The 25264-nt window shown below is 43.8% G+C and carries 18 protein-coding genes and 2 riboswitches; of the genes, 3 read left to right on the top strand and 15 right to left on the bottom strand.

Annotated elements, in window-relative coordinates; translation table 11 throughout:
* Positions 1 to 9: 9 nt before the first annotated feature.
* From G6R08_RS14825 to G6R08_RS14805, 5 genes are all read right to left on the bottom strand, one after another.
* The gene (locus tag G6R08_RS14825; RefSeq protein ID WP_163528916.1) at positions 10 to 1314 is read right to left on the bottom strand and encodes an aspartate aminotransferase family protein; all 1305 of its coding nucleotides are present in this window, start codon (positions 1312 to 1314) and stop codon (positions 10 to 12) included.
* Between the two features lie 18 nt (positions 1315 to 1332).
* Positions 1333 to 2709 carry a YjiH family protein gene (locus tag G6R08_RS14820; RefSeq protein ID WP_163528914.1) on the bottom strand — a complete coding sequence of 459 codons (1377 nt, stop codon included), beginning with the start codon at positions 2707 to 2709 and terminating at the stop codon, positions 1333 to 1335.
* A gap of 155 nt (positions 2710 to 2864) precedes the next feature.
* Positions 2865 to 4235, bottom strand: coding sequence for a sigma-54 interaction domain-containing protein (locus G6R08_RS14815; protein ID WP_338035435.1), 1371 nt, complete (start codon positions 4233 to 4235; stop codon positions 2865 to 2867).
* A gap of 306 nt (positions 4236 to 4541) precedes the next feature.
* Positions 4542 to 4982, bottom strand: coding sequence for a DUF5392 family protein (locus G6R08_RS14810; protein ID WP_163528909.1), 441 nt, complete (start codon positions 4980 to 4982; stop codon positions 4542 to 4544).
* A 53-nt stretch (positions 4983 to 5035) separates the two neighbouring features.
* Positions 5036 to 5188 (bottom strand): hypothetical protein, encoded by a 153-nt coding sequence (locus tag G6R08_RS14805; protein ID WP_163528907.1) that lies wholly within the window; start codon positions 5186 to 5188, stop codon positions 5036 to 5038.
* A gap of 323 nt (positions 5189 to 5511) precedes the next feature.
* Between G6R08_RS14805 and G6R08_RS14800 the strand changes: the two genes are divergently transcribed.
* On the top strand, positions 5512 to 6726 hold the full coding sequence (locus G6R08_RS14800) for a PLL family lectin (RefSeq protein WP_163528905.1): 1215 nt from the start codon (positions 5512 to 5514) through the stop codon (positions 6724 to 6726).
* A 63-nt stretch (positions 6727 to 6789) separates the two neighbouring features.
* On the opposite strand, the gene G6R08_RS14795 is transcribed toward G6R08_RS14800, so the two are convergent.
* The 3 genes from G6R08_RS14795 to G6R08_RS14785 form a co-directional block, all read right to left on the bottom strand.
* Positions 6790 to 7698, bottom strand: a complete 909-nt coding sequence (locus tag G6R08_RS14795) for an endonuclease/exonuclease/phosphatase family protein (protein WP_240339734.1) — start codon at positions 7696 to 7698, stop codon at positions 6790 to 6792.
* Positions 7699 to 7972: 274 nt separating this feature from the next.
* Complete coding sequence (locus G6R08_RS14790; protein WP_163528903.1) at positions 7973 to 9433, bottom strand: CoA-acylating methylmalonate-semialdehyde dehydrogenase; 1461 nt, start codon at positions 9431 to 9433, stop codon at positions 7973 to 7975.
* A 41-nt stretch (positions 9434 to 9474) separates the two neighbouring features.
* Positions 9475 to 10977: a sodium:solute symporter family protein gene (locus G6R08_RS14785; RefSeq protein WP_163528901.1), complete on the bottom strand. Its 1503-nt coding sequence runs from the start codon at positions 10975 to 10977 to the stop codon at positions 9475 to 9477.
* Positions 10978 to 11198: 221 nt separating this feature from the next.
* Positions 11199 to 11307: riboswitch (SAM riboswitch) on the bottom strand.
* A 199-nt stretch (positions 11308 to 11506) separates the two neighbouring features.
* Positions 11507 to 11611: riboswitch (SAM riboswitch) on the top strand.
* 113 nt (positions 11612 to 11724) lie between these two features.
* Between G6R08_RS14785 and G6R08_RS14780 the strand changes: the two genes are divergently transcribed.
* On the top strand, positions 11725 to 13107 hold the full coding sequence (locus G6R08_RS14780; protein ID WP_163528899.1) for an LLM class flavin-dependent oxidoreductase: 1383 nt from the start codon (positions 11725 to 11727) through the stop codon (positions 13105 to 13107).
* Between the two features lie 286 nt (positions 13108 to 13393).
* Here G6R08_RS14780 and G6R08_RS14775 read toward each other — a convergent pair whose 3' ends face one another.
* On the bottom strand, positions 13394 to 14929 hold the full coding sequence (locus tag G6R08_RS14775) for a malate:quinone oxidoreductase (RefSeq protein ID WP_163528897.1): 1536 nt from the start codon (positions 14927 to 14929) through the stop codon (positions 13394 to 13396).
* A 517-nt stretch (positions 14930 to 15446) separates the two neighbouring features.
* Here G6R08_RS14775 and G6R08_RS14770 point away from each other — a divergent pair.
* Positions 15447 to 17540 (top strand): DUF262 and DUF1524 domain-containing protein, encoded by a 2094-nt coding sequence (locus tag G6R08_RS14770; RefSeq protein ID WP_163528895.1) that lies wholly within the window; start codon positions 15447 to 15449, stop codon positions 17538 to 17540.
* A 153-nt stretch (positions 17541 to 17693) separates the two neighbouring features.
* On the opposite strand, the gene G6R08_RS14765 is transcribed toward G6R08_RS14770, so the two are convergent.
* The 6 genes from G6R08_RS14765 to G6R08_RS14740 are packed head-to-tail and all read right to left on the bottom strand — an operon-like array spanning position 17694 to position 25248.
* Positions 17694 to 19385, bottom strand: coding sequence for a sugar phosphorylase (locus G6R08_RS14765; RefSeq protein ID WP_163528893.1), 1692 nt, complete (start codon positions 19383 to 19385; stop codon positions 17694 to 17696).
* A gap of 18 nt (positions 19386 to 19403) precedes the next feature.
* Complete coding sequence (gene pgmB, locus G6R08_RS14760) at positions 19404 to 20072, bottom strand: beta-phosphoglucomutase (RefSeq protein WP_163528891.1); 669 nt, start codon at positions 20070 to 20072, stop codon at positions 19404 to 19406.
* A 3-nt stretch (positions 20073 to 20075) separates the two neighbouring features.
* Positions 20076 to 22325 carry a glycoside hydrolase family 65 protein gene (locus G6R08_RS14755; protein ID WP_163528889.1) on the bottom strand — a complete coding sequence of 750 codons (2250 nt, stop codon included), beginning with the start codon at positions 22323 to 22325 and terminating at the stop codon, positions 20076 to 20078.
* Positions 22322 to 23356: a Gfo/Idh/MocA family protein gene (locus G6R08_RS14750; RefSeq protein WP_163531339.1), complete on the bottom strand. Its 1035-nt coding sequence runs from the start codon at positions 23354 to 23356 to the stop codon at positions 22322 to 22324. Before G6R08_RS14750 ends, G6R08_RS14755 begins: the two co-directional genes overlap by 4 nt.
* Before the next feature lie 22 nt (positions 23357 to 23378).
* Positions 23379 to 24176 (bottom strand): sugar phosphate isomerase/epimerase family protein, encoded by a 798-nt coding sequence (locus G6R08_RS14745; RefSeq protein WP_205439428.1) that lies wholly within the window; start codon positions 24174 to 24176, stop codon positions 23379 to 23381.
* Between the two features lie 16 nt (positions 24177 to 24192).
* Positions 24193 to 25248, bottom strand: a complete 1056-nt coding sequence (locus tag G6R08_RS14740) for a zinc-dependent alcohol dehydrogenase (RefSeq protein WP_163531338.1) — start codon at positions 25246 to 25248, stop codon at positions 24193 to 24195.
* Between the last annotated feature and the right edge of the window lie 16 nt (positions 25249 to 25264).

Here is a 25264-nt window from a genome sequence, read left to right as displayed (position 1 = left end):
GGTTATGCGTTATTTATTCATTACTAACTCCTTCTCATGCGCAATAACCGCTTCCTCCAAAGCCTGCAGCCCTTGATCAATCTGATCCCTCGTCACAATCAACGGCGGAATCATCCGAATCACGTTCGCATACTTTCCTCCAAGGTAAAACAAGACCCCTTTTTCCAGCGCAAGATTAAGAATATTCATCATCCCGTCACTGTCAGGCTTTCCTGTTTCCGGATCGACAATATCGAAGCCGATCATCAGACCGACACCGCGAACGCCGCCAATACATGAATACTTCTGCTTGAGTTCACGCAGTTTTCCGATGGCGTAGGCTCCCTGAGTGCGGGCATTGTCGAGCAGGTCTTCTTCCTCAATAACATCAAGCGTAGCGAGCGCAGCCGCACAGGCGATCGGATTACCGCCAAACGTTGTCGCATGGCTGCCGAGCGGCCACTGAGACATAAGTTCCTTTGAGGCCACGGTAGCGCTGAGCGGCATCCCACTTGCGATCCCTTTGGCAATCGCCATGATATCAGGTGTGACCCCGAAGGTCTGGGCCGCGAACCATTCTCCGGTACGACCAAACCCTGTCTGCACCTCATCAAAAATCAACAGAATACCGTGTGTATCACAAATTTCGCGGACTTTTTTCAACCAGCCAGCCGGAGGGACAACATAACCACCTTCGCCGAGTACCGGTTCGACAATGACACAAGCCACTTCCTCCGGGGTCACCTGATGATCAAACAAACGCTCGAAATCCGCTTCAAGCTGCTTGATACACTCTGATTCAGTACCATCCTTAGGCTCAGCATACGGAATTTGATAAGTCAGCCCGTTCGGCTGCTGAAATTTGCGATATTTGCTTTTTGATGTACTGACACTGAGAGCCCCCATGGAACGACCGTGGAATCCTCCGGTAAATGAGACCGCATAAGGACGCTCTGTTACGTGACGTGCCAACTTAAGAGCTCCTTCAATAGCTTCAGCCCCGCTATTTCCATAAAAGAAACAATCCAGTTCACCAGGCAGCCTCTCCCCCAGCCGTTTGGACAGCTCAAGAATCGACTCATACATAATCACACCAGACGGTCCATGTGTCAGCTGATCAGCACCGTCCTTAATCGCCTGGACCACTTTAGGATGACGGTGACCGACGTTGGTTACGGCAATCCCTGATGTGAAATCAAGATACTCCTTGCCGTCTTCTCCGTAATAATAGCAGCCTTCTTCTTCAACAACCGGCAGATTCGGATGATCTTTTGCCATGCTTGGGGCAAGCAAGTTGGACATTTGCGGGAATAATTCTTTCAGTTTAGTAGACATGTTGAACATCCATCCTTTTTAAAAAATTATATGAGCAATGGCTACGATGATTGGCAGTGTAATAACGGTTCTCTGTAGAAAAATGATGAACAGTTCGCCGACGGTAATCGGAATTTCTGATTTAATCAGCAGCATACCGATTTCCGACATATAAATCAGCTGGGTTAAAGAAATACAGGCGATAACGAATTTCGTCAATTCTGCTTCAATTCCTGCACCAATAACGGCCGGCAGGAACATGTCAGCAAATCCAACGAGCATCGCTGGTGCCGCCTCAGCCGCTTGAGGAATTTGCATGAACTCGAGAACTGGAATAAGCGGATAGGAAATATAATCAAAGATCGGTGTAAATTCCGCGATGATTAAAGCCAGTGTTCCAAGAGCCATAACGAGCGGCAGCAATCCTAAGTAAATATCGGCCACTGTCTTCACACCGCTTTTTACAACATCACTACCACTTTTAACCTTAGAAGCCTGCTCAACAGCTTTTTGAAAACCCCACTTCACGTGTGAAGTATCCTCAGGCATATCTTCAGAAATCTGCTGGCCTGTTCCCTCATAATACGTATCCTCTTTTCTCGAAAGAGGCGGGATACGCGGGCAGATAATCGCCGCTATGATACTTGAGAACGCAACCGTCAGATAGAAGGGCACGAACATATCTTCCAGTCCGATAAAACTAATCACAACCAAACTGAAGGCAATCGAGTTGATCGAAAAGTTCGTGGCGATGATCGATGCTTCCCGTTTCGTGTAATAGCCGCTTTCATACTGCTGTGTGGTAATCAAGACACCGACAGTACCAGCGCCCATCCACGAAGCAAGGGCATCAATCGATGAACGTCCCGGCACTCTGAATAACGGACGCATGACTTTCCTACACATCGTTCCGAAAAAATCCATCAAACCAAAATCCATGAGTAAAGGCATGAGAAATCCTGCAAATAAGAACCAGGTCGTCAATACGGGAATTAAAGAGTACAACACCGTACCACCGGTTAAGTCTGAATGAATCACACTCGGACCAAGTTGGAATAGAGTTAAGATCGCAAAAATTGCAGCAACAATCCGTGTGATCACCCAGCCCCAGCCAATGTCAAACAATCCTTTCATAAAGGGCCTGGCCACAATAAAGGCAGGCTGGGCAAGCTTCGCGAACAAAGCCCCAACCGCTGACAGGACTAGTACGAAGGTCATCGTTTCAACGAGATAATTTTCAAACGCGCCCTGAAACGTTTCAGCAAATACGCCGACCCCGATCGTAATCTTCCCCCCAAACGGAATCGGAATGAGAAAAAGCAGCACCCCGAGCAGTGATGGAATGATAAACTTCCACATATCTGCTCTTCTTACGGCAGGTTCTTCTGGCATCAAAGTATTTCTTTTTGGTTCCATAACAAACTCCCTCCCCATTTTTGTAATCCGGCTATTCACTTTTGAATAAACCATGATCAGCCCTGCCACAGCAGTGTGTGCGATCATCGCCGCCTGCTTCAGCAGTCTGATAAAAAGTACTCCCCCTATAATAGTGCAATTATCGTGCCAACCTTTTAGTTTATTCCATGTTTTCGCAATTTTCTAAATACAGATGGTTGACTAATCCCCAGGTACTCCGCCATCTTTACGGTTGATTTATAACGCTGCTTCGCTTCTAATAAAATTTGCTTCTCAACACGAGCCAATGTGTCTGGCAATGCTTCCTCCGGCTGTTTATCAAATCGTACCGCTGTGTTGTTACAATACTCGGCCGGCAAATCCTCTAACGTAATCACTTCCCCGATAGACGTAACTACAAGGCGTTCGATGACATTAATCAACTCACGAACGTTACCTGTCCATCGATTCAGCAGCAGTTCCTGCCACACTACCCCGTCGAGGACTTTCTTCTTCCGATATTTATCAGAAACGCTCTCCATCATATGATCAATCAGTGCAGGAATATCGTCAGGGCGCTCCCGCAGTGGCGGAATATGAATCGGAACCACGTTGATACGGAAATAGAGATCTTCACGAAACTCATGTTTAGCAATCGAATCCGATAGATCTTTATTGGTAGCGGTAATTAAACGGAAATCAGCTGTCCTTAACTCGCGCCCGCCAACCCGGTAAAATTGCTTCTCCTGAATCAGCTTTAATAGTTTGACCTGATTGTGCTGGGATAGTTCACCGATTTCATCGATAAACAACGTTCCTCCTTCAGCCAGTTCAGCAAATCCTTTACTGCCGCCTTTTTTAGCTCCTGTAAATGCTCCATCTACATATCCGAACAGCTCAGCCTCAAACAACGATTCAGAAATCGCCCCTGCATTGATCTCAACAAATGGCCCCGCCTTACGCGAACTTCGATTATGGATAAATTGGGCGAGCGATGATTTTCCGACACCCGACTCTCCAAGCAGCAGCACATTCACATCAACATCCGCAACCTGATCGGCGGTTTGAATGATCTGCTGCATTTTGTGACTCTTTGACACAATGCCTTCTTTGAAAAGCTGTTTTTGTTTCACACGGTCGAGTTCGTTCTGTACATGCTTCATTTCATCTTCCATATCGGCAATGTAAGACTTCAATTCCTTCAGCTCGGTGATGTCATGCGAATAACTCACAACACGTGTGATCTCCCCATCAGGACCCTGTACAGGAAGCGCCGTGACCATCAACTTCTTTCCACTTGCAGCTGTTTGAATGAAGGTGACGCGCTTTTTCATCCGTAATACCATCGGCGTCGCAAGCGGTGTAAACACTCCCTCTTTTTCTAAATCAAACACCGACAGCCCAGCTAAATGATCGGCCTCCATCCCGTAGATTTCTCCTGCAGTCTCACTTGCAATCATGATCGTTCCGTCCGGCTTCGTGACGATAATGTCATCTTTCAATGAATGAAGAATGGCTTGATATTCATTCCAAGTATCTGTCCCCACGTATTTCCCTCCCATGAATCTTACACGAGCAGAATTATTCATAATTGAATAGAATGACTTGTCTATAGGATGAAATTGCTTGTATGACTCATTTCCTGGCATATATTCATTTTTGAATTTCCGCGGTAATTTTGAAGCATGTATTACATTCTACCGCAAAATTCGATAAATTCAAATAGTTTATAAAAATTTAATTTTATTTATATTTATACATTAAGTTGAAAAAATTGCCCTTTCTAGGTAGAACATTGGATTTCCTGCCATAAAAAAAAGGACCCAGAGCATTCTCTGGGTCCTTTTCTCCTGCTAATAGGCTTGTAATCTGCTTTCCCGATTCTCCTCTTCCAAGAATTTAATAAAATAATTCATGGTATGAAAAGGCTGGCCTTTAATGAGCGACACATATTCCTTTTTGCTGTGCTCAGACATCACTTCACTTTTATGAATACGCTCGATGATGTATTCTTTGCTCCGTTTGGCCATTTCTTTCTTCTGAAACCTGGCCTCTTTTGATAGTGCGAGGCCGATAGCTCCAAGCAGTGCATAAAATCCGATCGTAAACAGCGAGCTCGTGTGGCTTGGCACAACAAAGAGTACATAAACTAAATTTATGAGTGAAACGGCAATGAACGGCAGCGAGAACAACGTGTACTTAGACATTTTCTTCATAAAAGGCGCTACGGTTTTCTGCAGTTGTTCCAATTCTTTATTGATGAAACCCGGCATATCCGTTTTGATAAGTTTCATAGGATCCTTCCTTTATTAAGTGATATACAAAAACTGTCTATCGTTATAAGTTATTATGACTTTGGATCTATCATGACAGTCAATTGCTCCTTTTGAAAAACAGTAAAAGATTTCGGTTTCTTGCAAAGTTCAACTTTTACTCCCTGCTTTTGCAACATCGCAGCAAACTGCTTCATTTTTTCTAGAGATAATTGATTCACTTTCACTGTAGCATCTCTCCATTATAGTCATTTTTTAGTTAAAAAAAGCGAGACCTTTGCCGCTGATGGGCAAAGGTCTCGCTGAACAATCGCTTGTCAATAAAGCCGATGGTGATCAAACCATGTCATGACGACTTTATTTTGGAGCTGAACTTTCCAACTCCAATGCTACTCCCCTTATATACATAGGTGAATTATAGAAAATGTTATAGCTTTATTTTATCACAATCGCTGCTGATTCGCAATATGAGCACAATGCCAGGCAGCTGATTCCCACATCCGCCCACTTCTGCATATACTGATTTTGTATGAATAAAGGAGGTAGATCCATGTTTAGACATCCATATGAGCAGCCCCCATACATGCCAGCTTACTACTACGCCCCGCCTCAAACCTATACGCGCCAGCAACCGAGTTTACAGGAAATGATGCAGCTGCTTCGTACGCAGCACAACAACTTATATACCCAGCTCGAGCAAGCCGGGATGAACCGCGGTATTATTGATTATGTATTTTCACTTGCAGTCAGTTTCACACTTAACCAGGCTGACACCAACCAATCCGCCAGCCAAATCTACAGCCAATTTCAATCAAGAATTCCATGGCTGAACCTGTTCTTCAGACAATTTGGGATTACTCCAAATGTCGCCCAGCGAATTTTGACCCGCGTCATTCAAATCACTCTGGATGCGATTGGAGGCGGCGGAGGCCAGCCGCAGCCAGGCCCGGGCCAAGGCTGGTCCAACTGGGAAAGCTTAGGGGGAACACTGACATCAGGACCTGCGGCAGCTTCGTGGCAGCCAAATCGACTTGATGTATTCGCCAGAGGAACGAGCGATCGTTTGTATCACAAATGGTGGAACGGCCGTCAGTGGAGCGACTGGGAGAATCTTGGCGGCACGTTAACATCAGCACCAGCAGCCGTGTCCTGGGGACCGAACCGAATCGATGTGTTCGCAAGAGGTACCGATGATACTCTCTACCACAAATGGTGGAATGGCAGTCAGTGGAGCGATTGGGAAAGCCTCGGCGGTACGTTAACGAGTGCCCCTGCTGTTTCTTCTCGTCGTTCAAACCAGCTAGATGTGTTTGTCAGAGGAACTAACAATCGCCTGTACAAGAAAACGTGGAACGGGTCGCGCTGGGAAGATTGGGAAGACCTTGGCGGCTCCCTATCATCAGCACCAGCAGCCGTATCTTGGGGACCGAACCGAATTGACGTCTTCGCCAGAGGCCAAAATCAAAATTTAATCCACAAATGGTGGAACGGCTCCAACTGGAGTAACTGGGAGAGCCTTGGCGGCACCTTGACATCAGGCCCTGCCGTTTCCTCCACACGCCCAAATCAACTGCAAGTTTTCGTCCGTGGCACGAACCGAAACCTTTATATGCGCACATGGAACGGTTCGATGTGGTCGAACTGGCAAAACCTTGGCGGATCACTGAATTCGGAGCCAGCAGCGGTATCCTGGGGGCCAAACCGGACTGATGTATTTGCGCGAGGAGATAATCGTGAACTGATCCACATTTATCGTGGGCAGTAATTTTATAAAATAAAATAACGAAGGGCAGCTTTTTTTAATGTAAAAAAGCTGCCCAAAATTTTTCTAGTATTGTAGAGTCAAATCTGAAATAACAGGGTAATGGTCACTAGGGTATTGGCCGCTCTTTCGGAAGTTCACAATTTCACTGGATTGGGTTGTTACATTCTCAGTTGATAGAATCCAGTCAATCCGCTTGTCCGGTCCTCCGCCGGTAGGATCATTAAATCCATTAAATGTGCCTAGATGTTCGTTAATTCTCGTATCTGCTGCAGTCCAAGTATCCACAAATGGCCCCTCATTTGTAAGGATTTCGTAAGGCTTACTACTAGGACTGGCATTAAAATCTCCCGTTAAGATAACAGGGAGCTCAGAGTCGAACTCTTTTACTTTTTGATTGATTAATGCTGCACTCTTCTCTCTCGCTTCCTCAGATATGTGGTCAAAGTGTGTGTTAACAAAATAAAATGATTGATCTGTTTTGGTATCGTGAAATTTCACCCATGTAACCATCCGTGGAATCGTATTTCCCCAAGAAGTAGAACCAACAATATGTGGAGTATCTGATAACCAATAATGGTCGTATTCCAGTGGCGTAAACCGGTTCTCATTATAATATACTGCCATAAATTCTCCCTTGCTGCCTCCCTCTCTGCCTAGCCCAATCCATTTATAGTTCGCTAAATCAGAACCAACATGTTGAACCTGTTGATAGACAGCCTCTTGTGTCCCAATGATACCAGGTTGTTCCATTCTGATGACCTGGCGCACTGTTGAACGTCTTTCCTCCCACGTATGGGGAGAGGGATCACTATCATTTAAATATCTTAAATTGAACGTCATCACTCTTAACTCTGTTTCAGCAGCTTGACTACTTTTTTCAGAAGCAAAAGCCTCTAGTGGACTGGATAGTAAGCTGCCGACCATCATAAATAAAACTGGCAGTAAAATTAAAACATTCCATACTTTCCTCACTTTGAACGACCTCCTCCGTATTTTCATTACAAAGAAAAGGTAACAAAGCCATGTAAAACCTCTGATAAACCGATGTAAAGATTTCTAAAATCCCCCATCACAGTTAAGTAAATACTAGGAGAATAATAGAATCGGCTCTATCTTAGTAACGGTGAAAAGCAAGAATATCCTAACCTGGACTGATCGAGCAATTCTGCCAGATATCTATAGTTGGAATGATCCCGCACATTAAAAAAACCCCGGCGCGTTAATAACGCGCCAGGGGTCTCTCCCTTTATACCCAACGAGAAGTGATCACTTTCTTACGTGTATAAAACTCTACCCCATCCTGGCCGTTCACATGAAGATCACCGTAGAAGGAATCCTTCCAGCCCGAGAACGGAAAGAAAGCCATCGGCGCGGGTACACCAATATTGACACCAAGCATCCCAGCATCAATTGTTTCCCGGAACGTCCGGACATGACCGCCTTCATTCGTAAACAGACAAGCCCCGTTAGCAAACTGAGACTGATTCGTCAGCTCTACCGCTTCTTCCAGATTTTCCACCCGACTGATCGACAGTACTGGCGCGAAAATTTCATCCTGCCAAATTTTCATTTCGCTCGTTACGTTATCAAAAATCGTCGGCCCTACAAAATAGCCAGCATCCGGGATGTTCTGATCTTCCCGACCATCGCGTACCAATTTGGCTCCTTCATTTTCGCCTGTTTCAATGTACTGCAGTGTGCGTTCTTTATGCTGATCACGAATCACAGGCCCTAAGAAGACGTCTTCGTCTAGTCCATTGACGATTTTAAGTTCATTGGCTCTGCGGACAAGCCCCTCTACTACTTGGTCAGCGATGGAATGCTCCACAGCTACTACAGAACAGGCCATACAGCGTTCCCCTGCTGACCCGAAGGCTGCTGCGATAATTTGGTCGACCGCATTTTCAATGTTAGCATCTCGCAACACGATCGAATGGTTTTTCGCGCCAGACAATGCCTGCACACGCTTTAAATTTTGTGTTCCTCGTTTATACACATACTCAGCAACAGGCTGCGAGCCAACAAAGGAAATCGCCGCAACTTTTGGATGATCTAATAAGCCATTGACGACATCATGAGCGCCGTGAACAATGTTCAGCACCCCTTCAGGCAGCCCAGCCTCTTCAAAAAGTTCCGCCAGACGATTGGCCAGTAATGGTGTACGTTCCGACGGCTTCAGCACAAACGTATTTCCTGTCACAATCGCCAGTGGGAACATCCAGGCTGGAACCATCATCGGAAAGTTGAACGGAGTAATCCCGCCTACCACGCCAATAGGGTAACGGTAAACCCCGGACTCCAGCCCTGACGCAATCGATGGCAGTTGGGAGCCCATCGTTAATGTCGGAGCCCCGGCCGCAAACTCCACACATTCAATCCCGCGCTGAACCTCTCCATAAGCCTCTTTAAAGCTTTTTCCGTTTTCAATGGTAATCAGCTCGGCCAGCTCATCCCAATGGTCGACGAGCAATTGCTGGTATTTAAATAAAATACGCGCCCGCTTTGGAATAGCTACCTCCTTCCATGTTTCAAAAGCTACAGCTGCTGCTTCTACAGCATTGTCAACGTCCTCGTCTGACGAAATCGGGACACGGGCGATCACTTCCCCTGCAGCGGGATTCAGCACCTCTTCCGTTTGCTCTGATTTCGGTGTAATCCATTTTCCACCTACATAATTCTGAATGGACTTTACTTCTGTTTGTGTCAAAACTCTCATCCTCCTTCAACTAATTTGTCTGGTTTACTGCCTTATAGTACATCTTTTAAGAAAACATCTCGTTGTTCCTCAGTCACTTTAGCTGTCGTAAGCAGACAAGTTACGATCATCACCACGAATCCAGCTGCTGCAGCCAGGAACAAGGAAATATAAATATTTTCGAATACGTTCAAACTTGTGAACACTACATACAGTCCCGTCCCTGAAAGCAGTGAGGCGATCGCACCGTAGCCGTTCGACTTTTCCCAAAGATAGCCGAGAACGATCGGTGCCAGCAAGCCGCTAATAATCGCTGAGAAACTGAACTGTATCAGAATCGCAAGCGAATCCGGCCGATCGAGCGAGAGGTAAAAGGTGACCAATCCAACGAACACGAGCGAGCCTTTTGCCACTTTGACAGAACGCAAATCGAGCGCATGTTGAGATAGCTTTGTTTTTGACAAAATCGGTGCAAGCACCTTGTAAAGATCGTTGCCGATGCTTGAAGTGATGCTTAAATACAAGCTGTCAGTACTCGATAAAATCGCAGAAATGATTCCAACGATAATAATCGCACCAATGATCGGCGGAAACGCTTCTAATACATAAGCCGGAATGGCCGAGTCCGCACTGCCAAGGGAGGGTGCGATCACGCGAGCCGCCAGACCACCTAAGACCATCAAAACGGTAATGAAGAACATGCCAAGCCCAGCCGACAGTGTAAACGGCCGCAGCTGCTCCTCCGTTTCCAGGGACAATACCTTATTCAGCAAATGCGGCATAACCACAAAGCTGATATGTAAAAACTGTACCGACAATATGGCCAGCACACTGTTGTACGGTCCATTTAACGGAGCGACGAGTTCTGGATCGATCGCTTTCAACTGGGAGGAAAGCTCGCCAAATAAATTCAGTCCCCCGCCAATCGTCCAGAATAATGAGGCAAAGATTAGAAGCGATGTAATCACCATCAGAGCCCCTTGAATCCCATCCGTGACGATTTGAGCAAAAGCGCCGCCAAGGCCAATATAGAGAATCGTAATTGTTACCCCGGCGAGAATCCCCCAGAAGTACGGAATGCCGAGGACCGTTTCAAAGATCGTCGCTAACCCGACATTCTGCCCGACAATGTAGTACACATTAAACAGTACTAGAAACGTAACAAGAACTTGCAAGGTTTTGCTGTTGTATCTCCTTCCGAGCCATTCAGGAAGTGTCGACACTCCGCCGAACTTCTTGCCATATCTCCAGAACTTTTTGGCAAAAAGCAACAGCGCGATCCAGCCAGCGCCAAAGCCGCCAAGTGTGTACCATAACACGGCCACACCATGCTCATAAGCAAGCCCAGGCACTCCAATAAACAAATTGGCACTGGCAAAGCTCGCGGCATAGCTTGCCCCGACCAGCCACGGGTTTACCTTTCCTCTCGCTGTAGCAAACCCGTTCATCGATTTACTAAATTTATTCCCCTTTTTCCCAATCCATGTGACAAAAATGAAATACAAGACTAGTAGACTAACAAGCGTCCAGAACAGTGGTCCCGTAATGAGCTGCATTAGTGATGTCCCCCTTTCGTAGATTTTTGGTAGCTTCGATTCCAAATTAGTAATCCAATTCCCCAGAAAGCTGCTAAGGCGATCCAATAGATGGTAAACATGTTCTTCTCTCCTTTTCACTGATCATAAAATTCATCTGTTACGCAACATCTTTTTTTCCGGGACCAAATAAAAAAGCCCCTTTCAAAAGAAAGAGGCTGAAATATGTAGACTGCTCCAACCTCTTATCTTCCAGACATCCATCTGTCTGTTGGAAGTAGCACCGTTCCCCTAATAGGGTGGTTGCCGGGCGTCATAGGGCCAAATCCCTCAGCCAACTCTTGATAAGAGTGAATTCGTTATGAAATTAGTTCAAATAATCTGATAACCAGCATCATAGCAGAGGTAAGAATTCCCTGTCAATCACTTATTTTTTAAAATTTCCATAATCCCCATGCCTGTAAGGTAAAGTACAGAATATTTCTAAAACGTTATTGACACCTTTTCCGTTATGCTGTATATTTTGTATCAACTTAATAGTTATTGATATTTCTTATCCCGAGAGGTGGAGGGACTGGCCCTTTGAAACCTCGGCAACAGACTGCATCAAGTACTGTGCCAATTCCAGCAAGCGGGAACGCTTGAAAGATAAGGAAGAGCTCTCATACATGTACGGTTATCAGCCTCTTCTTTTTCTTTTAAAAGAAGAGGCTTTTTCATGTACTTGAAGCAAATTTACATAGCGCAAGAACTTAAGGAGGAATCACAATGACGAAACAAATTATCCTAAATGCCTTTGAAATGAATAGCGCGATGCACAATTCCCACGGATTGTGGAAACATCCAAGAAGTCAGCGCCACCGCCGTTATAAAGACTTAGATTATTGGATGGACTTAGCAAAACTATTAGAAAGAGGCAAATTTGATGCCGTGTTCCTCGCCGATGTGCTGGGAATCTATGACGTGTATAAAAAAAGTAAAGATCCCTCGATCCGCGATGGGCTGCAGGTGCCGTTAAATGATCCTGCCCTCGTGATCCCGGCGATGGCCAGCGTGACGAAGCATTTGTCCTTTGCGATGACGGTCAGTACGACTTATGAAGCGCCATTTGGAAATGCCCGTCGTTTCTCTACTCTCGATCACCTGACAAAAGGGCGAGTCGCTTGGAACGTAGTGACCTCTTACCTGCCAAATGCGGCACGCAATTTTGGCTTAGAGAATATGATCAAGCACGATGAACGCTACGATATTGCCGATGAATATCTCGATGTGTCTTATAAACTCTGGGAAACGAGCTGGGAAGATGACGCGTTTGTGGAAGATGCCGAAAACAACACACTCGTTGATCCAGAAAAAGTTCATGAAATTAATCACCAAGGAAAATACTTTTCCGTAGAAGGACCGCACCTAAGTGAACCCTCCTTACAGCGGACACCTGTCATCTATCAAGCCGGCACATCCGAACGAGGACGCGAATTCGCCTCTAAGCACGCCGAGTGCATCTTTGTCGGTGGTCCGACACCCGAGCGAATTCGCTACTATGCCGATGATATTCGCAAGCGTGCGGAAAACCACGGCCGTAATCCAGACAACATTAAAATCTTCTCCTTCCTTAGTGTGATTGTTGGCGAAACGACTGAGGAAGCGGAGCAAAAGTTTGAAGAATATGCACGCCACTGGAGTCCGGACGCCGCGAAAGCCCAGTACGGAGCAAGCGGGTACGACATTGGCGAGTATGAAGAAATGGATCCCGATCTTCCTTTTGAATACACGAAGTCTACGGAAGGCGGTCACTATAAAGCGGCCACGCTAACGAAGGATGCTCCTAAAAAACTAACCGTCGGTGAAGTACTGAACCGCTTTGAATCACCAGACCGTAATAGCATTATTGTCGGAAATCCGAAAGAAGTGGCCGACGCGATTCAATTTCAGTTTGAAGAGTCAGGGGTGGATGGCTTTAACTTAAACCATTTAGTGACTCCAGGAGACCTTGAGGATTTTGTGGAGCTGGTGATACCTGAATTGCAAGATCGCGGATTGTATAAGAAGGATTATCAGGAAGGTACATTAAGGGAAAAGCTGTTTCCACATGGGGAAAGTGTACTGCCTGAGGATCATCCCGGCAGTCAATATAGATATTCGTTAACGTGATTATTTTAATGTGCCGAAGTTAATATCTCTACTGTCCCATTAGTCATATTTGCAAGAAACACTATCTGTCAATAAAAAACGGATCACAATGTCACAACAATAGGGTATAATGTAGATGCAATACTAAAGAAGACCGTGGTGCAGTCAACACCAACGGTCAGGTACAATAGCCCTTCAAAGGGGCGGCTCACATAGAGTTTTTAGAAATAACTACCCACATGCTTGCCAGGCCTATGGGTGGTTATTTTTTTCCTAAAAAAGAAGCATAAACAGCCAAAACGGCTATTTATGCTTCTTGTAAGACACGCGAATCGCTTTCCGCAGATTCATTTTTTTTTTGATCAACTAAGTTCAACGCTTCCGCTGTGGAAGTATGAATTTCTTTAATTAGTTCAGGGTTTTCCACTAGCTTCTTGCCATAAGAAGGGATCATTTCTTTAATTTTCGGCTCCCATTCTTTGATATGCTGAGGAAAGCATTTTTCCATTAATTCAAGCATGACAGAAACGGCCGTAGAAGCACCTGGAGAGGCACCGAGTAAAGCCGCGATCGAGCCGTCAGCAGAATGGACAAGTTCTGTACCAAATTGAAGGGTTCCTTTGCCGCCTTCTTTCGTATCTTTGATCACTTGCACACGTTGACCCGCTGTGACTAAATCCCAATCCTCGCTCTTGGCGGTTGGAATAAATTCACGTAACTGTTCCATACGTTTTTCTTTAGATAAAATCACTTGTTCAATCAAGTATTTCGTCAACGAAGCGTTTTTCACGCCTGCCGCGATCATCGTAAAGAGATTATCCTTACGTACGGATGTGATCAAATCAAGCAAGGACCCCGTTTTTAAAAACTTCGGTGAAAAGCCGGCAAACGGTCCGAATAGCAGCGATGTTTTGCTGTCGATATAACGTGTATCTAAGTGCGGCACAGACATTGGCGGAGCTCCCACCTTGGCTTTACCGTACACTTTAGCATGATGCTGTTCGATCACTTCCGGATTGTTACACACCATAAATTGTCCGCTAACTGGGAAGCCTCCGATATGTTTAGCTTCAGGAATGCCAGTCTTTTGCAGCAAGTGCAGGCTTCCGCCTCCACCGCCGATAAAGACGAAGTCAGACGTATGGGTCTCAAGTTTATCGTGCTCGAGGTCCTGCACCTTCACTTCCCATGCACCGTCGCTGGTCCGCTTAATATCCTTCACACTATGCTGGTAATTAACATCAATGTCCGTACTTTCCAAGGTGTCAAACATTTTACGAGTTAACACCCCAAAGTTAACATCTGTTCCCGCATCGATTTTTGTAGCTGCGATCGCTTCATTTGAGGCCCGGTCTTTCATGATCAGTGGAATCCATTCTTTCAGTGTTTCCGGATCATCGGAAAATTCCATCGCATCAAATAAAGGGTTGTCCACCATTGTTTTGAAACGCTTTCTTAGAAATTTAACATTCTGTTCCCCTTGCACCAAACTCATATGAGGCAATGGTTTAATGAACTCTTGAGGATTACGAATCAGATTACTGTTTACAAGATAAGTCCAAAATTGCTTTGAAACCTGGAATTGTTCATTCACTTTTGTAGCTTTAGACATGTCGATCGAACCGTCCGGCTGTTCCTTCGTGTAGTTCAGCTCACACAGAGCAGCATGTCCCGTACCCGCATTATTCCACACGTTTGAACTTTCTTCCCCTCCACTATCAAGCCTTTCAAACACGCGAATATTCCAGTCCGGCACTAGTTCTTTCAACAATGCTCCAAGCGTTGCACTCATAATTCCTGCACCAATTAAAATAACGTCTGTTTTACTCTGGCTGTTGCTCATTTTTCCCATCCTTATTCACTAAGATTTGTAAAAGCAAAAGTATATAGGCGCTCCTACTTAGGCTTCACAATCATCCAGGGAGCAACCTAATCACACATATCTTTTTTGACTCACTATCTCCTAGTGTATCACTATTGATTTGAAAATTAAAATTATATATTTACCCTTATATAATCGTTATAGGCGATAATAAAACCCAATGAGATGTTTGTTCGAAGGTAGTAGTAACTTAAAAGAATATATTTTATTAAAGGAGCAGCTATCATACTTCTTTTAATTTATGATAAGGCTCACCGTAACATAACTAAAGAGGAATAATCTCCAATATAAGATACCAATACTTTCTATACTCCTCTATTAGCCTGATAAGTTATTAAGTCTCTGCTTAAAAAACCCCTTAAGTTCATATTTCATCACGATAATACACTATCTATATGGTGTCTTTAGATTTCCTATTACACCCTTGATAGGAAAATTATGATATGATCTGCATAATAAATCTTATGGAGTGGTTCAAATGAAAGCAACAGAAACGAACTTGTTACAATTTCTAAAAGGACCCAAGCAATTTGTTATTCCTATTTATCAACGTACATATAGTTGGACGAAGAAACAGTGCGAACAACTTTGGCAGGATATTGTGCGAGCTGCAGAGGACGAGAGTTTATCAGGGCACTTTATGGGATCTGTAGTTTATGTAGAGAAAGGCCTTTACCATGTTACTTCTGTTCCAAGATTATTAGTTATCGATGGGCAGCAGCGTTTAACTACCCTCAGTCTAATACTTTCTGCTTTCTCGGAATTGATGGAGGAGAATGAAAAGGAATCTTCTTTGATCACAGCTAAAAAAGCAAGAAACTATTATTTGTTAAACTCTGATGAAGAAGATGAAGACCATTATAAACTTCTTTTGACGCAAAAAGATAGAAACACTTATATTGACATATTGGAAAGAAGAGATCTGGACAAGGGCCATTCTAATAGAGTCGTAGAAAATCATGGATTCTTTAAAGAAACCATGAAAAAGAGTGACTTATCCTTAGACGAGATCTATGAGGGAATTAGTAAATTAATTATGGTAGACATTTCTTTAGACAGAGATAAGGATAACCCTCAATTGATATTTGAAAGCTTAAACTCTACGGGGCTGGACCTTTCCCAGGCCGATTTAATTCGAAATTACTTTTTAATGGGGTTAGAAGAAAAGGACCAGAAGAGACTATACAAAAATTATTGGTATAAACTTGAGAAAAGATTTGGACATTTAGAAGATACTCGCTACTTTGATCGGTTTATACGTGATTATCTTACCCTTAAAACAGGTACCATACCAAAATTAGGGGTTGTCTACGAAGCTTTCAAAAGTTATGTCCAGCAAAATTCTCATGATTCAATTGAGGAAGTCATCGAAGACGTATTTAAATATGGCAATTACTATATTAATTTAACTTTCCATGACGATGATCCTTTACTTGAACGGTACTTTAAAGAGATCCGCAGTCTGAAAGTAGATGTGTCATATCCATTTCTTCTCAAAGTGTATGAGGATTACACATGTAACCTTCTTAATAGGGATGGATTTTCAGAAGTATTAGAACTCGTAATCAGCTATGTCTTCCGTAGAGCAATATGTGGTATCCCTACTAATTCTCTTAACAAGACGTTTGCTTCATTAATCAGAGAAGTTAATTCCGAGGAATATACTAAGAGTATTAAAGCTGCGTTGCTGTTACGAACAGGCTATCGACGGTTTCCTTCTGACGAGGAATTTAAACGCAAGTTAGTCATGAAGGATGTTTATAATTTCAGGAGTCGTAACACCCTATTACGAAAACTTGAGAACTTTAACAGAAAAGAACCAATTAACGTAGAAAATTATACCATTGAACACATTGTGCCCCAGAATAAGAATGTGTCCGATGCATGGCAAAATGAACTTGGCCCGGATTGGAAGCAGATCAAGGAAGAATACCTTCATACTCTAGGTAACTTAACCCTAACCGGTTATAATTCAGAGTTAAGCGACCGTTCTTTTGAAGAAAAGTCCAAGCTTAAAGGCGGATTCAACGATAGTCCACTATGGCTGAATCGTAGTTTAGCTAATTGTAGAAAGTGGGACGAGTCAGCAATTAAAGAAAGAGCTGATATTCTAGCTGGGAGAGCTTTGCAAATATGGCCATATGCTAACTTAAGTGAAGAAGAATTAGCCAAATACCGAGTAAATGACCCAAGTGAAGCAGACCAGGGATACACATTAAGGTACCATGAGGATACCTTCAGTTCAGATACCCTTGCAATCTATGAAAAATTAAAAATGAAAATATTAAATTTAGACACCAGTATAACTGAAGAATTTAAAAAGTATTATATTGCTTATAAAACAGACGGACACAACTTTGTTGATTTAGAGCCTGCGAAAGCTCATTTAAAGCTGTGGTTAAATGTGAAGGCAAATAGTTTACATGATCCTAATCATTTAACGAAAGATGTATCCAACATTGGACATCGGGGTAATGGCGAACTAGAGATAAAAGTAACACCTAATATCGATCCTGAATTAGTAATGGACTTGATAAAACAGTCTTATGAGCAGAACCTTGAGTATGCATAAATAATCAGTTGAATCTGGAGACCATATTGACTCCACAAATATAGAACCAAACGCTTGTTCAATTTTTGAACAAGCGCTTGGTTCTTTCATTTAGAAAGACGACGTTATGTGCAGAGAATCTAGACCGCACGATGGGTCGCAACGTCTTTACTGTTAATGGTCTCCCTCTTTCTTAACCCACATATATCCATAACCTGAAAGAACAACGGAACCTTCTACTTTCTTATCATGGAATAAGTCCGTTCCGTTAAATGGTATCGCTACTTCGACCTCTCCTTTTGACGTGTTAACAACAAAGAAAACTTCCTCCCCTGAATTAGGATCCATTCTCTTTAAGGCAAAAAGGCGCAGATCTAAATCGAGTACTTCTTGGTCGGCATATGGTGAAAAGGCTGCTTCTTTTTTACGAATCTCTATCATTTCTTGAAGCCCTTTAAAAATGCCAGACCGACGCGGATCCGTTTGGAGTTCTTCACGAATCGTATCAACACTTAGCTTTTCTCTATTGATTCGTCGTGGAATGCCTGACTCTGTCATACCTCCCTCATCATTTTTTGATCCTAATAAGGAATGATAGTAAATAGCGGGTACGCCGATGACGGATAGTAGAACGGAATGGGCTGCTAGCATCTTTTGTACTTCATCTTCTACGGTAAGGTCTTCTTCCTTATTCTTTAAGGCTTCCGAATAGTTGATGTTTAGCTCATAGACAGATTGGCTTCCATCTGGATTACTTTTATACGAAACATCTCCGCCATTTGCTTTTACTTGATCGACGAGCTCTTGCTTTTCGTCTTCATTCAACAATCCTTCTGTAGGGCGCATGCCTATGCCATCATGACTGGCCAGGAAGTTAAAGTAAGTTGCTTCTTCTGATACGGGTTCAATGGTTTGAGCCCATTGGGTTAGCTTTGATGCATCATGCTTCATAAAACTATAAAGAACGAGCGGAGGCAGCGTAAACTGGTACACCATGTTCGCTTCATTCGTTCCGCTTCCAAAGTAGCTTATATTTTCTTCATGGGGAACGTTCGTCTCTGTAATGATCTGGGTATTCGGCTGAAAGGCATTCATGACCGTATTCCATAATTGAATAATGGCATGAGCCTGTGGCAAGTGAATGCAGGATGTGCCTGATTCCTTCCATATAAAGCCGATCGCATCCAACCGGATACTGGTTGCGCCTTGATGGGCATAAGAAAGCAGGATATCTGTCATTTCCATTAGCACATCAGGATTCGCAAAGTTAACGTCTACCTGATCCTTACTAAAGGTTGTCCAGGCTGTTTTCCCTTCCGTGCCGTACTCATGATAGAGTGGCGAGGTTCTAGGTCTGACTACATGCTCACTATTAAACTCTGGATCTTTAGGGATAAAGAAGTCTTTATACGTCGGATCATCATCAAGATACTTTTGAAACCATTCGCTGGATTGCGACATATGGTTGGCTACAAAATCAAACATCAGCCGATAATACTTGGAAAAGTTCTGAATGTCACTCCAGTCCCCTAACTCTGGATGAATCTTTCTATAGTCACTTACGGAAAAGCCATCATCCGAAGTGTAAGGGAACATTGGTAAGAGATGAACATCCGTAATGATGCCGTCGACTTCTTCCTTCAAAAATTGGTGCAATGTCGGGAGAGTTGGTTTCCCCTCTTCGTATATGCTATCACCATATGTAATGAGATAAATATTCTGTTCTGTCGGCGCAGCTGGGGTCGTCCACTCTTTTTTGGACCACTGTTCCATCAGCTCTTGAAATGTATTGATCACCTCGTCATCCCTCTTGCCATAAATGTCTTCAAGATGATGGGCAATTTGATCGATGAGTTCGTCTTTCATAGAAGTCCCCCCCCTTTACTATTGATGTAAATAAGCACGCTTTATTTGTTTCCAGGAAAGCTCTGTTGTATCGTTTACCATCAAATCCGCTTGGTCCAGATAAGATCCCACACCTACCGCAAACATGCTGCTCGCTTGGATCGACTGAACCCCAACCTTTGCATCTTCAACCCCAATGGAGTGCTTAGGGTCTGCTCCCAGTGCTTCACATTCAGTTAGGAAAATTTCCGGATCTGGTTTCGATTGCTTAATTTTAGCTGCATCCGCACAGTAATCAAATAAGTGCTCGATTTCCAAGGCATGCAGGACGGTTTTGGCATTTTTTGATACTGAAGCTAACCCAACAGGGATGGATTCACTTCTAATCTCTTCAATAAGTTCTTTTATGCCGGGTAAAATGTCCTCTGGAGTAAGCTGTTGGATTAACTGTTTATAGAACTCATTTTTCTGGCTAGCTAGATCTTCTATTTCTGAATCCGTATAAGCGTCTGACTGATTTCCATGCGCTAGAATCAATTTCAGTGAATCAACCCGGCTTACACCTTTAAGGTTTTCATTAAAGCTTTCGTCAAAAGGAATCCCTAATTCATCGGCCAGCTGCTTCCAAGCTAAATAATGATAATGGGCAGTATCGGTTATCACCCCATCCAGATCAAAAACGACGGCTTCTATGTGTTGTGAGTTCATCGATTAAGTCCTTTCTTTGTAAAATTTATTATCCTTATGCAAGGGAATTTCAAGATGATCGATAAAACGATAATGTTGCTTCCCGATTTCGATATCAATCGGGTCTCCCCCAACTTTCTCAATACATAACGTATTCTGATCCATCTCCACCGTAATTTCTCTGCCTTTATAATGGAAGGGCAGTTTAAAGGAAGACCATGCTGCAGGAAGTGTAGGATTCAGTTTAATTCCTTCCTGTTCAAACGATAGATTCAAGAAACTAAAGACGGCCAACCAGATGGAACCTAATGATGCCGCATGAATCCCTTCATCTGAAGAGTGAGGGTTCGGTCCAAGATCAATTAAGCACGCTTCCTGGAAGAGCTGGTAAGCCAGTTCCTCCTGATCACATCTCATCGCCAAAATGGAATGAATCGCTTTACTTAAGGAAGAATCATGGATCGTTTTATCTTCATAATAGCTGAAATTCTTCTCGACGACCTCTTTAGAGAATAAATCTGGGAAAAGATACAACAGCATTACGACATCCGCTTGCTTCAAGATTTGCATCTCGTTTACTTCGCCTCTGGAGTAATCAAGCAAGATCGACTGGCTGCCTTGGTTCTCTTTATATTTAGTTAAGTCAATTGCAGGTTTTCCTAAAAATGTATCATCCTGGGGAATCAGTTGGTCAGCATTCTCCTTCGGTAAATACAACCGGTTCAGAAAATCTTCCGCTGACTTTTGAAATTCTATATCCAGCTCGTTGAACTTATCCAATACGTGCAGCGTTTGTTTTACAATATAATGGGCCATGTAATTCGTATAAGCATTGTTATCAATAAACTCTGTATATTCATCTGGCCCGATGACGTTTAACAGGTGCAGTTGGCCGTCACGTTCTGATGTGCGGCTCAGCCAAAACTTGCTCGTTTCTTCAAGCATCGTTAACCCTTTCGCTGCCATGAACTCCTGATCATCAGTTGCTTGATAATAACGAAGCACAGCATAGGCGATATCAGCGACAATATGATGCTCCGCTAAGGCTGAGGCTACTTTTTGCCTTTCGCCGGTTTTTATATTGATCGCAGCATAAGCAGGTGTTTCTTCCTTGCCTGTCCGTGCGCTCTCCCACGGGAACTGAGCCCCCTCATGTCCATTTGCCTTCGCTCGCTCTCTGGCTTCTGGCAGCCTGTTATACCGGTATTCCAGCAATTGTTTAGCTGCCTTTGGATCATTGTAAAGATGATAAGGTAAGACAAAAATTTCCGCATCCCAGAAAACATGCCCTTTATAGCCTTCACCTGTTAACCCTTTAGCCGCCACACTGAGATTAGGGTTATGCTTCGGAGCCATAATCTCCAAGTGATACCGGGCAAAATCAATCGCCTGCTGATCCATAGGTTTGCTGGAATGGATCTCAATTCGCCGTTCTTTCCAGAAATCCTCCCAGGCACCTTCTGATTGTTGTAGGATCTGTTCATAGCCTTCTTTCGATAACTGTTTTACCTTCGCTAAGCCGATATCATTTAACTCATCAACTTTTTGATCAATACTCGTGTACACCGCATTGAGTTTTTCCATATGAAACGGTTCGTTTCTCTTTAATGCAGCTGTAGATTCACATAGCAGCTGGCGGTTTTTTGCAAAAAAATGGACATCACAGCTCTTTGAATAGGTGCATGTCGAGAATAAGCCAATGGTTTGATGGGATCGTGTTGTTGTGTACGTACCTTGCATATAGGTTTCGTCATGGACTTGAACATGATCTTCCAGCAAATGCTGGCGGCCAAAGTTCGTTTGCTGCGCATCAATGCCTGTCCTGATCGTAATGGTGACGTCTCTATTCAAACTTTCAATACCCACTTTTGAAGCTAATACATGGATATCATGTTTAGCTGCTAGTCTGCGAAACGTAAATTGCAGACGTAATCCATCTTCTCTTTCCCAGACCACATCCTTTGTAAGTTCTCCTTTGTCCATGTGAAGGGTTCGGTCATAAGAAATTGTTTTTCCCTTCAATGAAGAAAAGACTTCTCCATCAATTTCTAGGTCCATCCCCATGACATCTGGAAGGTTCACTATTTCCTCGGGTTCTTCTATGCTCGAATTGTTATAAATGCCTGCGACAAATAACCCACGCTTTTGAATCGGGTAGTCTTCTTCATGCGCACCCCGAATTCCCATGTATCCATTACCTAGCGTCATGAGCGTCGCATATTTGTTTATTTTTTTGAGATCAAATTGATCTTCGGAAAGCTTCAAATTCCTCATAAATAAATACTCTCTCCTATTTCAGCAGATCTGTATAACGCCTCAACAAGTTTCTGAATTTCATACCCTTCAGCACCGTTTGTAATCCATTCTTCCTGTGATCCTAAGCATTTTTGAATAAAAGAATGAATCGAAAGTCGTTCACGGTCATCTGTATCGGCAGGGCCTTTTTCAAACAAAGTTACGAGTTCACCCTTCTCATCTGTATAAATTTCTAAAGGGTACAAGGTGGCACCCGCTTGATCTCCAGCAAACTCGATATTCATCTTTTTCGTTTGCTTCATATGAAGCGCAAAGGAAGTGTCAATTTGAATCAAGCCGCCATTCTTCAGTTCAATCGTGCCAAACAGCGAGTCTTCTACCTCATATTTTTCAGGATTCCATTTTCCAAAAGAACCTTCCGATTTATACGGGCCAATCTTCTGAAACATGTTCGCGGATACCTTCTTCACTTCTGGAAATCCCATGATGAAAAACGCGCTATCCAGCATATGTATGCCTATATCGATTAATGGGCCGCCCCCCTGGAGGTCTTTGCTAATAAAATTCCCCCAGCCTGGTACGCCGGACCTTCTTAAAGCAGAGAGCTTGGCGTAATAGATGTCACCAAGCACTCCTTCTTGAACTTTGTTACGCAGCATAGCTGTTTCCTCTGAGAAACGATGTTGAAAGTTATAAGCCAGCACCAAGTTTTTCTCTTTCGCTAGGTCATTCATTTCTTTAGCCTCAGAAGCAGCGATACTCGGAGGTTTCTCACAAAGCACATGACAATTTGCTTTCAGAGCTTCCATCACATGTTGGTAATGATATTTATTTGGCGTACAAACACTGACGATATCCGGCTTTTCCGTACTTAGCATTTCTTCCAGGTCAGTGTAGCCATGGGCAACTTGATTGCGCTCAGCGAATGAACGAGCCTTCTCTTCCCTTCTGTTCAGTACAGCAACGACTTCAACACCTTCATAACTCCGGTAATTCGGAAGGTGTTTCTTCTCGGCTACATCCCCGCCACCAATGATCGCGACCCTCATTGTTTTCAATGGATACCCTCCTTCAGCTATTCAGTAATGACTTTAGATAAGCGATCGATTTCTTATACGCTTCTTCCTGATGCTCGCCTCTGATCCGGCCCTCAATCGTTACATAGCCTGCATAGTTGTCGTCACGAAGCTGAGCATAGCATTCCTCGAAATCAATCGAGCCGGTTCCTGGCTGGTAGCGGTGGTTATCCGCGATATGAATATGTTTGATTAAGTCCCGATTGGCGTGCAATGATCCGATGAGACTGTCCTCTTCAATGTTCATATGATAAAAGTCACCAATGATCTTTGTGTGCTGCAACCCATTCTCTTCAATATAGGCTCTAGCATCGGCAATCGTATTGATCATATGATCTTGATAACGGTTTAGTGGTTCGAGAAAAATCGTTGTGCCTGTTTCCTCTGCTGCTTTTTCTAAATAAAGCAGGGAATCACTAACTGTCTTCCAGTCCTCTTCCTGGCTTCGCGGTGACTCCATTGGCGGTAAGCGGTACGTAAACATTCCCCAGGCTGCTGGAACGACAATTCCTTTTCCTCCTACATATTGAAGAGCTTTTAAGATTTCCGTGATTTCCTCTAACCCATTTTGACGTTTCTCTTCTGAGAAATCACCAATCCAGCCGTCATATCCTCCGCAAGCGGCATTGACGACAACGCCTGTTTCATCGATGGCCTTTTTAATTTCCTCTTTATGATCCACTAATAGCTTTCCGTCTATCTCAAACGCGTCAAAGCCGAGCTCTTTAATGTACTGAAATTTCTCGCTGATCGCTTCAGGAAAAAAGCTCTGATTTTGCGTTGCGAGTTTCATAGTCTTCATCCTTTCTTTATCCGTGTTGGACTCCAAGCTTAATACTAAGGTTCGGTGATTGATCGACATATTTCATATAAGCCTCTGCACTATCTTCAAAGCTTACAACCGGATCAATTATTTTTTCACAGTCCAGATGACCGTTCATGAGTAACTGCCAGCACGTTCGTTCGATCCGCTTCCGATCCCAGCGCGGATAGTCACGATTTGGTTCACTTCCCACCCTTGAGAACACAAGATTGGCATTGTTGAAATGGGCTTCCCGTCCAAAATTGAGCCCCTCTGGAAAAGGCTTAGCAAATGCGATATAGGAGATCGTCCCAGCATAACCAGTTCCTTTCAAAGCATCCTGGAGGGCACTACTGATCCCGCTTGTCTCGACCCAGGCATCTACACCCTGTTTATCCGTCAGTTTTTTTACTTCAAAACCGGCGTCGCAGCTCGTTGGATCAAGGCAGACATCAGCCCCTCCTTCTCTAGCAATCTCTCTTCGATGTTCAATCGGATCGACACCTATCACTAAGCTGGCTCCCATTTTTTTCACGAGTTGAATCGCAATTTGACCAATCGCTCCTAAGCCCGAAATAGCGACACAGTCCCCTGGTCTAATATGAGCATCTCTCACTGCGCCAAGTGCAAACTGGGCAGGGTCATAACACACCGCATTTTGCCATTTCCCGTGCTCCGGCATTTTTAATAGTCTATGGTTGTTACTAGCATTCACAATGACGTACTCAGAGATTGGTCCATACGTACAGACACGATCTCCTACCGAAACATCCGTCACCTTATGGCCTGTTTCTACGATTTCCCCGACGATCATATTTCCTAGCTTGAACTCACCGAACACAATTCCTTTTTCCGAGGTATCTTCTCTTGGAACAAAGCTTCTCCACTCCTCTGAAAACTCTTCATCCATGAACGGAGTAATTCCTCGAAAGTCGACGACCTCCGTGCCGTGTTTCGGGGCTGAAAATTCAACTTTAATTTTCACTTCTTCTTCCCCTAGGTGCGGTGCCTCCACATCCAGTAAAGCTGCTTCTCGTGGTTTTGTAGCGACAAGTGTTTTAATTTGTTCTTTATTTTGA

Source organism: Halobacillus ihumii, assembly GCF_902726645.1.
Taxonomy (GTDB): domain Bacteria; phylum Bacillota; class Bacilli; order Bacillales; family Halobacillaceae; genus Halobacillus_A; species Halobacillus_A ihumii.
Note: the sequence above shows the minus strand (reverse complement) of the source record. Positions and strands in the feature narration are given on the sequence as shown.

What these genes read in the sequence shown, in the direction of transcription:
- G6R08_RS14825 (WP_163528916.1), bottom strand. Translation starts at nt 1,314, where the DNA reads ATGTCTACTAAACTGAAAGAATTATTCCCGCAAATGTCCAACTTGCTT.
- G6R08_RS14820 (WP_163528914.1), bottom strand. Translation starts at nt 2,709, where the DNA reads ATGGAACCAAAAAGAAATACTTTGATGCCAGAAGAACCTGCCGTAAGA.
- G6R08_RS14810 (WP_163528909.1), bottom strand. Translation starts at nt 4,982, where the DNA reads ATGAAACTTATCAAAACGGATATGCCGGGTTTCATCAATAAAGAATTG.
- G6R08_RS14800 (WP_163528905.1), top strand. Translation starts at nt 5,512, where the DNA reads ATGTTTAGACATCCATATGAGCAGCCCCCATACATGCCAGCTTACTAC.
- G6R08_RS14785 (WP_163528901.1), bottom strand. Translation starts at nt 10,977, where the DNA reads ATGCAGCTCATTACGGGACCACTGTTCTGGACGCTTGTTAGTCTACTA.
- G6R08_RS14780 (WP_163528899.1), top strand. Translation starts at nt 11,725, where the DNA reads ATGACGAAACAAATTATCCTAAATGCCTTTGAAATGAATAGCGCGATG.
- G6R08_RS14775 (WP_163528897.1), bottom strand. Translation starts at nt 14,929, where the DNA reads ATGAGCAACAGCCAGAGTAAAACAGACGTTATTTTAATTGGTGCAGGA.
- G6R08_RS14770 (WP_163528895.1), top strand. Translation starts at nt 15,447, where the DNA reads ATGAAAGCAACAGAAACGAACTTGTTACAATTTCTAAAAGGACCCAAG.
- G6R08_RS14765 (WP_163528893.1), bottom strand. Translation starts at nt 19,385, where the DNA reads ATGAAAGACGAACTCATCGATCAAATTGCCCATCATCTTGAAGACATT.
- pgmB (WP_163528891.1), bottom strand. Translation starts at nt 20,072, where the DNA reads ATGAACTCACAACACATAGAAGCCGTCGTTTTTGATCTGGATGGGGTG.
- G6R08_RS14755 (WP_163528889.1), bottom strand. Translation starts at nt 22,325, where the DNA reads ATGAGGAATTTGAAGCTTTCCGAAGATCAATTTGATCTCAAAAAAATA.
- G6R08_RS14750 (WP_163531339.1), bottom strand. Translation starts at nt 23,356, where the DNA reads ATGAGGGTCGCGATCATTGGTGGCGGGGATGTAGCCGAGAAGAAACAC.
- G6R08_RS14745 (WP_205439428.1), bottom strand. Translation starts at nt 24,176, where the DNA reads ATGAAACTCGCAACGCAAAATCAGAGCTTTTTTCCTGAAGCGATCAGC.